Origin of the sequence: Pantoea alhagi, assembly GCF_002101395.1 — a bacterium.
GTDB classification, from domain to species: Bacteria; Pseudomonadota; Gammaproteobacteria; order Enterobacterales; family Enterobacteriaceae; genus Mixta; species Mixta alhagi.
The window spans coordinates 164,329-179,544 of sequence record NZ_CP019706.1; the positions used below are offsets into that span (position 1 = coordinate 164,329).

At 55.9% G+C, this 15,216-nt stretch carries 15 protein-coding genes; 7 read left to right on the forward strand and 8 right to left on the reverse strand.

Features of this window, described 5'->3' with window-relative positions; genetic code table 11:
* Window positions 1–125 precede the first annotated feature (125 nt).
* Window positions 126–668 carry a GNAT family N-acetyltransferase gene (locus B1H58_RS00690; RefSeq protein ID WP_085067511.1) on the forward strand — a complete coding sequence of 181 codons (543 nt, stop codon included), beginning with the start codon at window positions 126–128 and terminating at the stop codon, window positions 666–668.
* 4 nt (window positions 669–672) lie between these two features.
* On the opposite strand, the gene pbpG is transcribed toward B1H58_RS00690, so the two are convergent.
* A complete protein-coding gene (gene pbpG / locus B1H58_RS00695) occupies window positions 673–1,608 on the reverse strand; it encodes a D-alanyl-D-alanine endopeptidase (protein ID WP_085067512.1) in 936 nt (311 codons plus the stop codon).
* Window positions 1,609–1,856: 248 nt separating this feature from the next.
* Between pbpG and B1H58_RS00700 the strand changes: the two genes are divergently transcribed.
* Together B1H58_RS00700 and B1H58_RS00705 are read left to right on the forward strand one after the other, a co-directional pair.
* Window positions 1,857–2,168, forward strand: coding sequence for a type II toxin-antitoxin system HigB family toxin (locus B1H58_RS00700; RefSeq protein ID WP_085067513.1), 312 nt, complete (start codon window positions 1,857–1,859; stop codon window positions 2,166–2,168).
* Window positions 2,165–2,581 (forward strand): helix-turn-helix domain-containing protein, encoded by a 417-nt coding sequence (locus tag B1H58_RS00705; RefSeq protein WP_085067514.1) that lies wholly within the window; start codon window positions 2,165–2,167, stop codon window positions 2,579–2,581. The genes B1H58_RS00700 and B1H58_RS00705 overlap by 4 nt, the downstream gene beginning before the upstream one ends.
* Before the next feature lie 85 nt (window positions 2,582–2,666).
* On the opposite strand, the gene B1H58_RS00710 is transcribed toward B1H58_RS00705, so the two are convergent.
* Window positions 2,667–3,254 (reverse strand): Yip1 family protein, encoded by a 588-nt coding sequence (locus B1H58_RS00710; RefSeq protein ID WP_085067515.1) that lies wholly within the window; start codon window positions 3,252–3,254, stop codon window positions 2,667–2,669.
* Between the two features lie 177 nt (window positions 3,255–3,431).
* Here B1H58_RS00710 and B1H58_RS00715 point away from each other — a divergent pair, with 177 nt between their 5' ends.
* Window positions 3,432–4,007, forward strand: coding sequence for a DedA family protein (locus B1H58_RS00715; RefSeq protein WP_085067516.1), 576 nt, complete (start codon window positions 3,432–3,434; stop codon window positions 4,005–4,007).
* Here B1H58_RS00715 and fetB read toward each other — a convergent pair.
* The 3 genes from fetB to B1H58_RS00730 form a co-directional block, all read right to left on the reverse strand.
* Window positions 4,004–4,765, reverse strand: coding sequence for an iron efflux ABC transporter permease subunit FetB (gene fetB / locus B1H58_RS00720; protein WP_085067517.1), 762 nt, complete (start codon window positions 4,763–4,765; stop codon window positions 4,004–4,006). The genes B1H58_RS00715 and fetB overlap by 4 nt on opposite strands.
* On the reverse strand, window positions 4,762–5,415 hold the full coding sequence (gene fetA / locus B1H58_RS00725) for an iron efflux ABC transporter ATP-binding subunit FetA (protein ID WP_085067518.1): 654 nt from the start codon (window positions 5,413–5,415) through the stop codon (window positions 4,762–4,764). Before fetA ends, fetB begins: the two co-directional genes overlap by 4 nt.
* Window positions 5,416–5,523: 108 nt before the next feature.
* Window positions 5,524–6,309, reverse strand: a complete 786-nt coding sequence (locus B1H58_RS00730; RefSeq protein ID WP_085067519.1) for an SDR family oxidoreductase — start codon at window positions 6,307–6,309, stop codon at window positions 5,524–5,526.
* 114 nt (window positions 6,310–6,423) lie between these two features.
* Between B1H58_RS00730 and B1H58_RS00735 the strand changes: the two genes are divergently transcribed.
* Together B1H58_RS00735 and B1H58_RS00740 are read left to right on the forward strand one after the other, a co-directional pair.
* Entirely contained in the window at window positions 6,424–8,238 is a 1,815-nt protein-coding gene (locus B1H58_RS00735; RefSeq protein ID WP_085067520.1) for a glycoside hydrolase family 15 protein, read from the forward strand.
* Window positions 8,239–8,430: 192 nt separating this feature from the next.
* Entirely contained in the window at window positions 8,431–9,567 is a 1,137-nt protein-coding gene (locus B1H58_RS00740) for a L,D-transpeptidase family protein (protein WP_085067521.1), read from the forward strand.
* Window positions 9,568–9,610: 43 nt separating this feature from the next.
* Here B1H58_RS00740 and B1H58_RS00745 read toward each other — a convergent pair whose 3' ends face one another.
* Window positions 9,611–10,636 (reverse strand): DUF481 domain-containing protein, encoded by a 1,026-nt coding sequence (locus tag B1H58_RS00745; protein ID WP_085067522.1) that lies wholly within the window; start codon window positions 10,634–10,636, stop codon window positions 9,611–9,613.
* A gap of 215 nt (window positions 10,637–10,851) precedes the next feature.
* On the opposite strand from B1H58_RS00745, the gene B1H58_RS00750 reads away from it, so the two are divergent.
* Window positions 10,852–12,450: an inorganic phosphate transporter gene (locus B1H58_RS00750; RefSeq protein ID WP_085067523.1), complete on the forward strand. Its 1,599-nt coding sequence runs from the start codon at window positions 10,852–10,854 to the stop codon at window positions 12,448–12,450.
* Here the strand turns inward: B1H58_RS00750 and dusC are convergent.
* Both dusC and rhlE read right to left on the reverse strand, forming a co-directional pair.
* Window positions 12,445–13,416, reverse strand: a complete 972-nt coding sequence (gene dusC, locus B1H58_RS00755) for a tRNA dihydrouridine(16) synthase DusC (protein ID WP_085067524.1) — start codon at window positions 13,414–13,416, stop codon at window positions 12,445–12,447. The genes B1H58_RS00750 and dusC overlap by 6 nt on opposite strands.
* Window positions 13,417–13,587: 171 nt before the next feature.
* Complete coding sequence (gene rhlE, locus B1H58_RS00760) at window positions 13,588–15,120, reverse strand: ATP-dependent RNA helicase RhlE (RefSeq protein ID WP_085067525.1); 1,533 nt, start codon at window positions 15,118–15,120, stop codon at window positions 13,588–13,590.
* Between the last annotated feature and the right edge of the window lie 96 nt (window positions 15,121–15,216).

Genomic DNA, 15,216 nt, shown 5'->3' on the forward strand with positions numbered 1-15,216 from the left:
TTTGCCTGCCGCTTCACTATAGGAAAGCGTGAAGAAAAATCGCTCTTTTTGCATAAGAATTTGTTATGAAGGGCTACCGTACGCCTGTGTCAAAGTAAGACTTTCATCCGGTATAAGGAGAAGTTATGTCTGAGAAGGCTGAACCCCTGCTGATTCGTGATGCATACGCGGCTGATATCGCCGCTGTCAGCGAAATTTACGCCTGGCATGTGCAGTACGGCTGCGCCTCTTTTGAGGAGACGCCACCCGATACGGCGGAAATGCAGGCCCGTTTTCTCAAGGTGCAGGCGCAGGAGATGCCCTGGCTGGTCGCTGAACAGGCAGGCCGCCTGGTTGGCTTTAGCTACGCTTCACCCTATCGTCCGCGCCCTGCTTACCGGTATAGCGTGGAAGAGTCGATCTATCTGGCACACGACGCGGCGGGACGCGGCATCGGTAGCGCGCTGCTGGCGGCGCTGATTGCACGCTGTGAACAAGGTCCCTGGCAGCAGATGCTGGCGATTATCGGCAACGGCGAGCAGAACATCGGCTCGCTGAAGCTACATCTCAGGCTGGGATTCCGCCAGGTGGGCGTATTAAAAGAGGTGGGATTTAAGCATGGTGCCTGGCGCGATACGCTGATCATGCAGCGCGCGCTCTCCTCCGCTGATCGCCCAGCGGAGGAGTAACGCATTAGTCGATCTCGCTATTGCTGGCGGTATTCGCGGTTTTTTGCTTTTTATACGCCAGCGCCGCCGCCGGAACCGGTGCGGATTTGCCGGTCTCCAGCCAGTCGCGTAGCCGTTTGGCATCGGCAAAATGGGTATATTTGCCAAAGGCATCCAGCACCACCAGCGCGACCGGACGCTGTTTGATCATGGTGCGCATCACCAGACAGTGTCCCGCCTGATTGGTAAAGCCGGTTTTGGTGAGCTGAATGTGCCAGTCCGGCTTATAGACCAGATGATTGGTATTACGGAAAGGCAGCGTATAGTCCGGATTGCTGAAGCGCGCCATCTCCTCGTGGGTGGTGCTGAGCTGGCCCAACAGCGGATAACGTTTCGTGGCGATCAGCAGCTTTGTCAGATCGCGGGCGGTGGAAACGTTATGAATCGACAGGCCGGTCGGCTCTACATAATGGGTATTGGTCATGCCCAGCGCACGCGCTTTGGCGTTCATGGCGCGAATAAAGGCGTCATAGCCGCCGGGATAATGATGTGCCAGGCTGGCCGCAGCGCGGTTTTCCGACGACATCAGCGCCAGCAGCAGCATATTTCTGCGGCTGATTTCACTCTTCAGGCGTACGCGAGAAAACACACCGCGCATCTCCGGCGTATGGCTGATATCAATATTCAGCATCTCATCCAGCGGCTGATGCGCATCCAGCACCACCATCGCCGTCATCACTTTGGTAATCGAGGCGATTGGCCTTACCCGATCCGGGTGCGAGGCATACAGCACTTTATTAGTATTCAGATCGACAATCATCGCGCTGCCGGAGGCAATTTGCGGCTGGGAGAGCGGCGCAGGCGTGCTTAATGGCGAAGCGGCCAGCGCCTGACCCATCAGGCCCTGCGCGGAGAAAAGAAAAGCCAGGCTCAGCAACGAATAACGAAATTTTGCGGGCATCGTTTAACAACTTACCGGTTCAGGATTGCGCGCTGTGTGTAACACAGGCTGCCGTCGCAAGAGTCAACAGGTGCAACGGCTGGCAGACAGAATAATACGCCGGGCGCTCAGTAAATTCCTATCAGAGATTCGTTTCCGGGCGTAAACGAAGACCTTCTATATTCAAACAGTCATTAATGTTTCCTTATTGTCAACATCAACCGTTCTGCGATATGCTGTTTCCTGCCAGGAAACATGGAGAGTCAGCGATGCATATTATTACGAGGGAACCCTTCGATAAAGCTGCAAAGCGTTTTCCCAACCATGCTTTAGCGCTTGATGACTTATATCGCCACTTAAAGCGGGTAAGGTTTACCAGCCCGGAAGATCTTAATGAAACCTTCCCCAGCCTGGACAGAATGAAGTATCGCGAAAAATGGTGGGTAATCGATATAGGAGGCGGCAATCTGCGCGTCATGTTCTTTGCAGATTTTGAGCGAGGGAAGATCTTTATAAAGCATATAGCCACTCACGCAGAATACGATAAGTTGACTGACTTTTATCGGAGAAACAAAGAATGATTTTCAGCGACGCAATTGAGGCAGCAGATAGCCTGGTGAGAATTCTCCCTCTGTTAGGAGGCAGCACTTGCCGTAAAGACTATGAAGAAGCGGTCAGGCTGGTGGAATATCTGGTGGAGCATCAGCCAGACAGCCCGCTGATCGAAATGCTGACAGCGAAAATTGATGCTTATGAAAACAATGCACCAGAATTTGCCGAGTTTAATGCACGTATTGATACCGAACCGCATGGCGTATCATTGTTACGTATTTTGATGGATCAATATGGACTTAATCAAACCGACTTTGCAAAAGAGATTGGTCAGCGTTCGCTGGTAAGCCGCATATTAAAAGGTGAACGTAAGCTGACGCTGGAACATATGCGTAACCTGGCTAAACGCTTTAACATCCCGGTAAGCCGCTTCGTCGATTAAAAACGTCATTAAGCCACCCGCAGGTGGCTTTTTTAGCGATGCAGAAATATCCGCTGCGGCTGCGCTTCTCTTCACGCGCGCCAGCTTATCCCATACGGAAGCCGTAGCCCCACAGCAGTACCGTTAGCGCCAGCAACACCTCAAACAGCAGAATGCCGATAGCCAGCGTTGAGCCGGAAAAACGCAGGCTCTCATCGCGATCGATATTAAGCAATTGCGGAATGCCCACGTAGAGCAGATAGCCGGTCCAGGCAAGCGCGATTGCTCCTGCCAGCACGCACAACCAGACCACCGGATAAAGCGCAATAATACCGCTCAGGAACAGTGGCGTAGCGACATAGCCGGCAAAAACCGTACAGCGCTGCATGCTGGGACGCTGCGGATAGTCACGCGCCATCCAGTGAATGACCCGTCCCATCACCGCCACGCCGCCCAGAATTAACAGATAGAACAGTACGGCAAGCATCAGTCCGGTCGAAAGCGCGAGCGGAACCGAGCGCCCTCCGCCGAGATACCACCCCATCTGGGTGGTACCAATCAGGGAGCAAATCACCGGAATCGCCGCCATCAGTAAAACGTGATGAGTGTAGTGGTGGGAAACGCTTTCGTTTTCCCGTTCGATATTGCGCATCTCCCGATCGGGATGCGCCAGCAGGCCCCAGACATGATTCATGATATCGCCCTCAGTACCTTGCCGCCAATCTGGCGACGGTTACCTAAGTATACGTCATCTGCCTATTTTTTCACCAATCAAGGGCGCCACCTTTTCCCTGTATCGCCTTTTTTCGCAAGGCAGAGTTAACGAGGTGTACACTTACCCTGACGCTAAGCATAAAAGGGACGGTACGTTTTGCATTTCGATATCAACCAGTTTATTCAGCAGTATGGTTATCTGGCCGTGGTTATTGGCTGTATTGCCGAAGGGGAAACATTCGCGCTGCTGGGTGGCATCATGGCGCACGAAAAGCTGCTGCGCTATAGCGGCGTGGTGCTGGCGGTAATGCTCGGCGGCTTTCTGGGCGATCAGCTGCTTTACTATATCGGTCGTCAATTCGGTTCCCGCATCCTGCGGCGCTTTAAAAAACATCAGGGCAAACTGAAGCGCGCCAATCGCCTGATCCGTCGTTATCCGGTGCTGTTTATTATTGGCGTGCGCTTTATGTACGGCTTTCGCATTATCGGACCGATTATTATCGGTGCCAGCCGCCTCAGTCCGCTGAAATTTATGATTTTTAATGCCATCGGCGCCTTTATCTGGTCACTGGTCTTTGTGACGCTCGGCTATTTTGCCGGTGAAATGATCACGCCCTGGCTGCATCGCCTCGATCATCATCTGAAGCATCTGCTGTGGCTGGCTGCTGCGGTGGTGTTTGTGCTGCTGCTGCGTCTGGCGTTTCGCCGCTGGTCGCGGCGAAACGATGATTAAAAAAGCAGCTGCGCGCGGGCGTTATAAAAGCGACGATAGCCAAGCCAGGCGGCGATGATTGTTGAAATCGCCGCCGTTCCCAGCAGCATAAAGGTCACCATGATCTGATATTTAATCGCCAGCACCGGATCGATACCGGCAAAGATCAGGCCTGACATCATACCCGGCAGGCTAACCAGCCCCACGGTTTTCGCCGCATCCACCGTTGGGCTCATCGCGGCGCGGATGCTGTCGCGTACCAGCGTTGCCGAAGCCTGTTTAACCGATGCGCCAAGACTCAGCATCTCTTCAATTTTCTGACGGTTATCGGCAAAGCGCTGATTCAACTGGGCGTAGCATAATCCCACCGCCACCATCGCGTTACCGGCGATCATGCCGGAAACCGGTATAACCTGCATCGGCACAAAATCAATCGCGCCGCTTGATACCAGAATGGTCAGCGTCATGGCGGTGCCGGAAGTAATGGCGATAAAAGAGATAACAAAGGCGTTACCGATGCGTTTACTGCGTTTGCGTGCATGCAGCGCCGCATTGGTACAGATAAACAGCACCATCAGCAGCGTCAGCCAGCGGTTATTAAAATCGAACAGCGTGTGCAAGACGTAGCCGACCAGGGTGAGCTGAATGATGGCACGCGCCACGCTCCATAAAATATCTTTATGCAGTCCCAGCTTCTCTTTCTGGCTGACGAACAGGGCCACCAGCACCAGCATAAAGGCCAGCGCCAGCGAGGTATTGCTAATTTCCGGATGATTCATTGCGCTGCGTCCATGCGGGTTAAAGAGATAATGCGGGAGCCGTTGTCGATCTCCTGCGAGTCGTGACTGATCCAGAGTACGCTCATCGGCTGCTGCTGCGCCGTCTGGCGGATAAGCTGTTTTACCTGAGCTTTATTCTCTTTATCCAGCGCGCTGGTAACTTCATCCAGCAGCAGAACCGCCGGAGGAAACTGTAAATTGCGCAGTAGCGCCACCCGCTGCCGTTCGCCGCCGGAAAGATCGGTGATGGGCTGCCCGAGTATTTCCGGGTCTAAATTCAGCTGCGCCAGGCTGGCGCGCAGCGCCTGCTTTTCAGGCCGCTGCTGACGAATTAACCAGGGAAAAGCCAGGTTGTCATAGACGCTTTCGCCGAACAGTTGCGGCGTCTGGAAGCAGTAAGAGACCTGCCGACGCCAGGTTTCCGGTTTCAGCGTAGTGCTCTCCTCGCCGCGAAGCGCGATGGTGCCGGTCGTCGGTGACAAGAGCGAGGCAAGAATTTTCAGTAATGTGGTTTTACCGCTGCCCGAAGCACCGGTGAGCCAGACAATTTCATGTTGCTGCAAAGTAAAAGAGAGAGGAGCCAGCAGCATTTTATCCGCCAGATGATAGCTGACGTCACGTACCGCCAGCAGTGGGATCTCCATAGCCATATACGCTTCCTTCTTGATTGTGCGACAAATAATAACGCGGAAGGAGGCGGAACGGAAAAGCAAAACGGGGCAACAGCCTGCCCCGTGAGCGTGCTAAAGCGCCGGAGGTTACTGAGCAGCCTGCTGTTGCGCGGCGGCATACTGCGGATTAGCGAGCATAAAGCCGCCGTCAATAATAAACGACTGACCAGTGGTATAGCCAGACCACTCAGAGCAGAGCCAGGCAACCATGCTGGCGATTTCGCGCGTATCGCCGGGGCGACCGGCAGGAATATTGGGCAGGGAAACCTTGTGCGCGTCGGCATTTTCCATATCGTTCATTGGCGTGGCGATAGCGCCTGGCGCGACCGCGTTAACCAAAATTTTCTGCGGCAGCAGGCTGAGCGCCATCGCCTTGGTCAGGCCGCCCAGCGCATGTTTAGCCGCAGTATAAGAGACCGAACCTGGCAGCGGCGTATGCTCATGCACCGAGGTGATATTGATAATGCGGCCGCCTTCGCCCTGTTTGACCATCTGACGCGCAGCAATCTGTCCGCAAACAAAAGCGCCGTCGACATCCACGGTAAATACTTTACGCCAGTCATCAAAGGCAATATCCAGAAAGTCGCCCTTAACGTTGGTACCGGCATTATTCACTAACACATCGATGCGACCCAGCTTCTCAATCAGCGACGCCAGCGCTTCACCCCCCTGCTGCGGATCGGAAAGATCCATCTGCACCAGTTCCGCCTGGCGTCCCAGATTACGCACCTCTTCAGCTGTCTCCTGCGCGCCCTTCTCATCCGAACGCCAGGTAATGCCGATATCGTAACCCTGCTCTGCCAGCATCACCGCACAGGCTTTCCCGATACCGGAATCCGAGGCGGTGACCACTGCAACCTTGTTTGTCGGCATAGCTTTACTCCTCTGTTACGCTCAATAAATGAACAGCAAGTATAGCCGCTCTGCCCGCCGCTGCCGCCCAGCCTGGCTATAGTAATAGTTCACACAGCGCAACCGGGGAACGGCATGGCTGATATCAAACGACCTATCGGTAATCACGGCGTCATTGGCGATCTGCGTACCTGCGCGCTGGTGGCGGACGATGGCACTATCGACTATTTTTGCTGGCCCAATCTGGATAGCCCTTCGATATTCACTGCCCTGCTGGACAGTGACGAGGCGGGCGTCTTTAGTCTGACGCCGGAGTGGAAAGCGAGCCGCCGCCAGCAGCTCTACCTGCCGGATACCAATATTCTGCAAACACGCTGGCTGGCTGCTGAAGGTGTAGCGGAAATTACCGATTACATGCCGATCTGCGAGCAACAGGACACCAAACCGCGCATTATTCGCCGGTTGAAGATGGTGCGCGGCGAGGGGCGTTTTTCGCTGCGCTGCGCGCCGGTGCATGACTATGCACGTGCCACGCCCAAAGCGAAGCTGCGCGATAATGCCGTGCTGTTCAGCGCCGACGGTCAGCCTACGCTGCGCCTGACCGCCACCATACCGCTCTCTCTCGATCGCCAGGCGGCGGTAGCGAGCTTTACCCTGAAAACGGGCGAACATGCAGAATTTATTTTCGGCTGCGCGCAGGATGAGCATCTGGATAACCTGCAAACCGATATCTGCTTTAAGGAAACGCTACATTACTGGCGCAGCTGGTGTCATCAAAGCAACTGGCGCGGACGCTGGCAGGAGATGGTGAAACGCTCGTCGCTGGCGCTGAAGCTACTGACCTCGTGGCAGCACGGCTCGATTGCCGCCGCCGCAACCTTCGGGCTGCCGGAAGAGCTGGGCGGCGAACGTAACTGGGACTATCGCGCCTCCTGGATCCGCGACGCTTCTTTTAGCGTTTATGCCCTGATGCGCCTTGGCTATGTTGATGAAGCGAAACGCTTTACGCACTGGGTAGGTCATTGTGTGGAAAACAGCCATCATGATAAAGAGCGGCTGCAGGTCATGTACCGCCTTGACAGCGCCACCGAGCTGCATGAAAGCGAGCTTCCGCATCTTTCCGGCTATGGTGACTCGCGTCCGGTACGTATCGGTAATGATGCCTGGCGGCAAACGCAGCTCGATATTTACGGCGAACTGATGGATGCGGTTTATCTCGCCAACAAGTATGGCGAAGCAATCTCTGAGCGCGGCTGGCGCAACGTCTGCAGCACCATCGATTATCTGTGCGAGCACTGGCAGGAGCCGGACGCCGGAATTTGGGAAATGCGCGGCGAACCACAACACTTTCTGCACTCGCGCCTGATGTGCTGGGTGGCGCTGGATCGTGCGCTGCGCCTTGGCATGAAGCGATCGTTACCAATGCCCTATGAGCGCTGGGATCGCGTGCGCAGCGAAATTCGCCAAGAGATCTGGCAGGATTTTTGGGATCCTGAACAGGGACACTTTACCGCTACGCGCCATGGCAAATCGCTGGATGCCTCGATGCTGCTGATGCCGCTGGTGCGCTTTGTAGGCGCAACCGATCCCGACTGGCTCTCAACGTTGGATGCGATCAAGGCGAAGCTGGTGCGCGACGGTATGGTCTGGCGCTATGACCGTGAAGAGACGCCTGCCGATGCGCTAAGCGGTCGTGAGGGATCCTTTGTCGCCTGTTCATTCTGGTACGTGGAGTGTCTGGCGCGGGCCGGACGGGTTGAAGAGGCTCATTTCGAGTTTGAAAAGCTGCTGAGCTACGCCAGTCCGCTGGGCCTGTATGCCGAAGAGTTTGATTTTCATGGCTACGCGTTGGGCAACTTTCCGCAGGCGCTCAGCCATCTGGCTTTGATCAGCGCCGCCTTTTTCCTGAATCGCAAACTGGATGGCGATGACCCGCAATGGCAGCCCTGAATGTAAAAAATCACTTCAGGCCCGGCAAGATTCTGTTAAATGACATAGAGTTAAGGAAAGTTGGTGCGGTTACGAAAAATCCTGGTTCCACAATCAGAGGTTATGCACATATAATGTGCAGCCGGTCACAATGGCCGCACCTGGGTCGACTCTCTAACAAGCCATTTAATGGCATTAATCAATTGAAATAAGATGAAAAAGAGCATTCGCGCGATCGCTTCACTGGCAGTAGCACTGGTGGCATTTAGCCAGCAGGCGCTTGCTGTGGTTTATCCTCTGCCTCCGGCCAACAGCCGTTTGACGGGAGAAAACCTGGAAATTACCATCCCGCAGGACAGCAAACTTCCTCTGGAAGCTTTTGCTGCACAATATCAAATGGGCCTGAGCAATATGCTCGAAGCCAACCCCGGCGTTGACGTTTATCTGCCGCAGGCCGGTTCAAAACTGATTATTCCCCACCAGTTGATTCTGCCCGACGCGCCGCGTGAAGGGATTGTCATCAACAGCGCCGAAATGCGTCTCTATTATTACCCGAAAGGTACCAAAACCGTTGTGGTGCTGCCTATCGGCATTGGCGAACTGGGCAAGGATACCCCGGTAGACTGGACGACCACCGTGCAGCGCAAAAAAGCGGGCCCGACCTGGACGCCAACCAAAAAAATGCATGAAGAGTACGCCGCGCGCGGCGAGACGCTGCCTGAAGTGTTCCCGGCCGGTCCGGATAACCCAATGGGACTTTATGCGCTTTATATCGGTCGCCTCTATGCGATTCACGGCACCAACGCTAACTTCGGTATTGGCCTGCGCGTAAGCCACGGCTGCGTACGTCTGCGCGCTGACGATATTAAATGGCTGTTCGATAACGTGCCGGTTGGCACGCGCGTGCAGTTTATCGACCAGCCGGTTAAGGCGTCGGTAGAGCCGGATGGATCGCGTTATGTTGAGATCCATAATCCGCTCTCCACTACCGAAGAGCAGTTTAAATCTCGTGCGCCGGTACCGATCAAGTTAACGCCTGCGGTGAGCAAAATCTTGTCTGACGCCAGCGTAAACCAGACGATCGTCGATCAGGCGATGAGAGTGCGCTCCGGTATGCCGGTAAAGGTTAACGGATTAGCGGAAGAAGCGCCGGTTGAGCCAGTGGTACCGCAAAATGCTGATACCCAGGCACCAAATCAGACGCTGCCGACCAATGCTGCCGAGCAAAACGGCAATCCTGCGCCAGTGGATCAGGCTCAGCCTGCGGTACCAGCTGGTCAGGTACCGCCTGCAGCGCCAGCCGATCAGCCTCAGCCTGTAGCGCCTGCTGACGAAAACAGCGGTTCCTGAGCATAAAGCAGTATCAAAAAGGGCGATGATTATCGCCCTTTTTTTACCATTTCACCCCCAGTCCGGTGGTAAAACGCCGTTCATTCAACGTATCGCGCGTACCGCTCACCAGGTTACGTCCATAGCCGATATTCAGGGTTGACCAACCGGTCAGGGCATAACGCAAGCCCACCTCCGCATCCAGCATAAAAATACCTTCGTCATCCAGTGAGTGCCCCACTTCGCCATGACTGAACAGCGTGACATCTTTGCCACGCAGGTAGCGCTGATAATCCCAGCGCAGGGAAGAGCCGAAATGTCTGTCAATGGTGCCGTCGCTGTAGCCATAGCCGAAAGCGCCGGTCAGTATTGAAAGCGAGAATGAACCCCGTTCATCGTCCCAAAACTGATAGCCAGGCCCGGTGCCGATGAGCGCCTGATGCGCCAGATCTTCAACCCAGTCACGCTTGTAACTGGCGCGTCCCTGCCAGAAGAACTGTTCACGAAAGGTATAATCTATCGCATAGCGCAGGCTGTAATTATAGGTGTTGACGCTGGCGTCTTCTGTTTCGCGACTCCAGGTTGCGCCGGAATTATGCCGCCATTTACCCTGGCTAATTTTATTGTTAAAAGAGAAATGGGTATCCTGCGTTTCAGTCGATGCGTGTTTCAGGTTAATGCCTGCATCTACGTTGCCGCTCCAGTTGAGCCGATCGCTTTTGACTTTCGCTTTCATAAAATCATCAATACGGGAAACCGCGACCTTCTCTTCCTGCTGATTACTGCTGACCACCTTCAGCCAGCCCGCTTCAGCCGCCTCCAGTTTGACGCCATAACTCTCTCCAGTCTGACTATTGCGTAAAGTAATCAGGTTCTTACTGTTAAGCGTGCTGACTGCGCTCCAGTTTAGTGACAGCGTACCGCCCCAGTCGGTATCCATTATTAATTTTCCGTCTTCCAGCGAGCGTACGGTACCGCTAAGGCGATCGCCATTTTTTAGCCAAACGGTGTCGGCCATCGCTGCGCTGCACCACAGCGCAATCAGCCAGACGGCAGGAAAAAGGAGGCGGGAAATTTTAAAGTAGAGCATGGCCTGGTATCTGGGATCCCTGACGGGCAAAAGAGTAAGCCTGGCAGCGAACCGGCAGCAGTAAAAGAGAAGATAATTCTGAAACCGCTATCCGGCGCGGTTGTGGCTTGCCGTGCGCAGGGAATACCTCTGCTGCCAGCCTTTTCATAACGTCATACTGTTGTCATATAAAAAGCGTATCACCACAGGAGCATTCCATAATCTTACGATGTGATATGAGCGATTACAGCACTTTTGCCCGCTATAACTCACGCTTCCCCACGCTTTATCCGGCACGCTCCGGTCGGCAACAGCGTCTGCGAATGGCAATAGCTGGCCTGCTTCTGCTGGTAGCGATCGGCTGGATGATGGCACAGCTTACGGCTGAGATGCGCGCCTCGGGCAACGTTTTTACTCCTGACCTGCTGCTGAGCGGCGCCTTGCTGTTGGCTCTGGGCTTTATTTTTGTTAACGGCATGCACGATACCGCCCATGCCGTTACGACAGTGATTTATACCGGTACGCTCTCCCCGGGGCGGGCAGTGCTGATTTCCGCCATCGCGAATATGCTGGGCGTGCTGCTGGCAAGCGGCGTGGTGGCCTGGGGCGTCATGTCTCTGTTGCCGGCAGAGGGGCTGCTGCAAATGGATGCCCGTCATGGCTATGCGCTGATTTATGCCCTGCTGCTGTCGGCGATTAGCTGGAATCTTGCCAGCTGGTACTTTGCTATCCCTTCTTCCTCTTCACATGCGCTGCTGGGGGCGATGGTGGGCGTGGGCGGTGCCAGTAGTTTGCTGAACGGCAATGGCGCGTTGACCGGAATCGACTGTCATCAGGCTGGCTGGGCTGGCTGGGCGCTGCTGCTGTCGCCGGTGCTGGGTTTTGTCGCCGCCGGGCTGTTGCTGCTGGCGATGAAGGCGCTATTGCCGACTCGCCAGCTCACTCAGGCTGCCGATCTGCAATGCCCTCCTCCGCTCTGGCTGCGCGGCATGCTGCTACTGACCAGCAGCGGCGTCTCTTTCGCGCACGGTGCCAACGACGGGCAAAAAGGAATGGGATTGATTATGGTCATCCTGCTGATCGCGCTGCCGGGCACGTTTGCCCTGAACCGCACCCTGCCGGAGCGCGAAATAGCCAGCTTAACCGTACTGACCGCACAGGCGCAGGCGCAGCTGCCGCAGCGCAGCGATCTCACGCTGCCGATGGCAGAAAGTGAACTGCAGCGCTATTTACAGCAGCAGCACTGGCAGCAAGAGGTATTGCCAGCGCTGGGCAAAGTTACGGGCAGCCTGCATCAACAGCTGAGCGCCCTGCCCCACTTCGATCGGCTCTCAACCAGCGAGGCAACCCGCCTGCGCCTGCAAATGTCGCTGACCAGCAAAACCCTGCATCAGCTGTTAAACAGCCCTGCGCCGCTGACGCATAATGAGCGCGCGCTGCTGACGACGCTGGCCGGACAGTTAAATCACGCCAGCAGCCTGATCCCCTGGTGGGTAAAAATCATGGTGGCACTGGCGCTGGGATTGGGTACCTTAACCGGCTGGCAGCGCATCGCTATTACCATTGGCGAACGCACCGGTAAAGCGCCGCTTAGCGCAGCGCAGGGTGCCAGCAGCGAACTGGTCACCATGACAACGTTAGGCATGGCAGAGCAGTTTGGCCTGCCGGTTTCCACTACTCAGGTACTGACCTGCGGCGTCGCAGGCAGCATGGTGGCGAATCGCAGCGCCCTGCAGTGGCGAACACTGAAATGCATGGGCCTGGTATGGCTGCTGACGTTACCGGCTTGCGCGCTAATGGCCGCGCTGTTTTATACGCTGCTGGTAATGCTATAACGCCTCGTTGAGAGACAAAGCCTCGGCCAGCTGGCACTGAAGATCGATCGCCGCTGCGATCTCCGGGGAGCTTTTCAGGGTTCGGACGGTCGTAAACAGCGTATCCGCCTGCGGGTAAGCTTTGCGCAGATAGCCAAGCCACTGTTTGATACGTGCCACATGGTACATCCCGGTATCGCCCTGCTTTTCCAGCCGGGTGTAGCGATGCAGCAGCGCCATAACCTGCGGCCAGGGCATCGGCGGCGCATTCTCTTTAATAACCCGGCTCAGGTTAGGCACGTTAAGCGCGCCACGACCAATCATTACCGCATCGCAGCCGGTTGCCGCCATACACGCCTGCGCGCTTTGCCAGTCCCAGATCTCGCCGTTGGCAATCACCGGAATCGATAAACGCTGACGAATCTCGCCTATCGCCTGCCAGTTAATCGCCTCAGCACGATAGCCATCCTCTTTGGTACGCCCATGCACTACCAGTTCGCTGGCGCCTGCCTGCTGTACCGCATCGGCAATTTCAAAACGTCGCTCGCCGGAGTCCCAGCCAAGACGCACTTTCACCGTGACCGGTAGCGTAGCGGGCACCGCTTCACGCATCGCTTTGGCTGCACGATAAATAAGCTCAGGATCTTTCAGCAGCGTAGCCCCACCGCCGCTGCCGTTCACCAGCTTCGAAGGGCAGCCACAGTTGAGATCGACGCCCCACGAACCCAGTTCAACCGCCCGCGCCGCGTTTTCTGCCAGCCACTGCGGATGTTGTCCCAACAGCTGAACCCTGACTAAGGTGCCGGAAGAGGTACGGCTCTGGTGCTGTAGCTCCGGGCAGAGACGCAGAAAAGATTTTACCGGCAGCAGCTGATCCACCACGCGTAAAAATTCGGTGATGCAAAGATCGTAATCATTCACTGAGGTCAGTAATTCACGTACCAGAGAATCAAGTACGCCTTCCATCGGCGCCAGTAACACCCGCATGAGAAATACCTTTGACAAAATTGACGCGCAAGTTTACGCCTTTTGCCTGAAAGTGAGAATCACCCGGGCAGGTGTTTATTGCAGAAGCGGATAAAAAACAGCGGGAAGGTAACGCAAAATGCAGCAAAAAAAACGGCTACCACAAGGGTAGCCGTGTTTAGCCAGGCGAAATTAACGATTGCCGGAAGGCTTATCGCTGCGCGCCTGTGCCGGGCGCTGGCCGGAAGTGCGGCGCGGCTGATTGCTATCGCCGGAAAGTCGGCGTGGATGGCTGCTGTCGCCGGAAGTGCGGCGCGGATTGCTGCCATCGCCAGAAGCGCGACGCGGCTGATTGCCATCACGCTCGCCGGAAGCGCGACGCGGATTGCTGCCATCGCCAGAGGCGCGGCGCGGCTGATTGCCATCACGTTCGCCGGAAGCGCGACGCGGCTGGCGATCGGCTGAGGCGGATTGACGCTGGCCTGAAGGCTGACGATCGCCGCCCTGAGCGCGACCGCCCTGGCTACGTCCACCGCCGCCGCCACGCTGCTGGCGGCCATTGAGGATCGGCTCCGCTTTAATGCTCGGATCCGGCTCAAAACCTGGCTGCGCCATACGCGGGATTTCACGCTTCAGTACGCGCTCAATATCACGCAGCAGCTTGTGCTCATCCACACAGACCAGCGAAATCGCTTCGCCGGTTGCGGCGGCGCGACCTGTACGACCGATGCGGTGCACATAATCTTCCGGCACGTTGGGCAGTTCATAGTTCACTACGTGTGGCAGCTCTTCAATATCCAGGCCGCGCGCGGCAATATCGGTCGCCACCAGCACACGAATCTGACCGCCTTTAAAGTCGCTCAGCGCACGGGTACGCGCGCCCTGGCTTTTATTACCATGGATCGCAGCGGCGGTAATGCCATCTTTATTCAACTGCTCGGCTAAATGGTTAGCGCCATGTTTGGTGCGGGTAAATACCAGCACCTGCTGCCAGTTGCCCTGGCCAATCATCAGCGACAGCAGTTCCCGCTTGCGTTTTTTATCAACAAAATGCACATGCTGAGTAATCTGTTCAGAAGCGGTATTACGACGCGCAACTTCAACCTGGCTGGGGTTATCCAGCAGCTTTTCCGCCAGAGCTTTAATTTCGTCGGAGAAGGTGGCGGAAAACAGCAAATTTTGACGTTTCGCCGGCAGGCGCGCCAGAACGCGACGGATATCATGAATAAAGCCCATATCGAGCATGCGGTCCGCTTCATCCAGCACCAGGATTTCAACCTGTGACAGATCGACCGCATTTTGCTGCGCCAGATCGAGCAGACGGCCCGGCGTTGCCACCAGCACATCCACGCCGCCGCGCAGTTTCAGCATCTGCGGGTTGATGCTGACGCCGCCAAATACCACCAGCGAGCGCAGGCTCAGATATTTACTGTATTCACGTACGTTTTCGCCTACCTGCGCCGCCAGTTCACGCGTCGGGGTAAGAATTAATGCGCGTACCGGGCGACGGCTTTTCGCCGCCAGCGGTTTCGCGCTCAGGCGCTGCAGAATAGGCAGCGTAAAGCCTGCCGTCTTGCCGGTGCCGGTTTGGGCACTGGCCATCAGGTCGCGGCCTTCCAGTACCACCGGGATAGCCTGGCGCTGTACAGGGGTAGGCTCACGATAGCCTTGCTCGGCCACGGCACGCAAAATATCGGCGTTCAGGCCGAGAGAATCAAAGGACATAGGGGTTCAACTCCGGTTCCGCCCTGACCGTCGTTAACGGTGCAGTTTCCAGGGGGGAGATCATGACGCTTGTTGAGCAAGCGGTTGAAAGGGCAC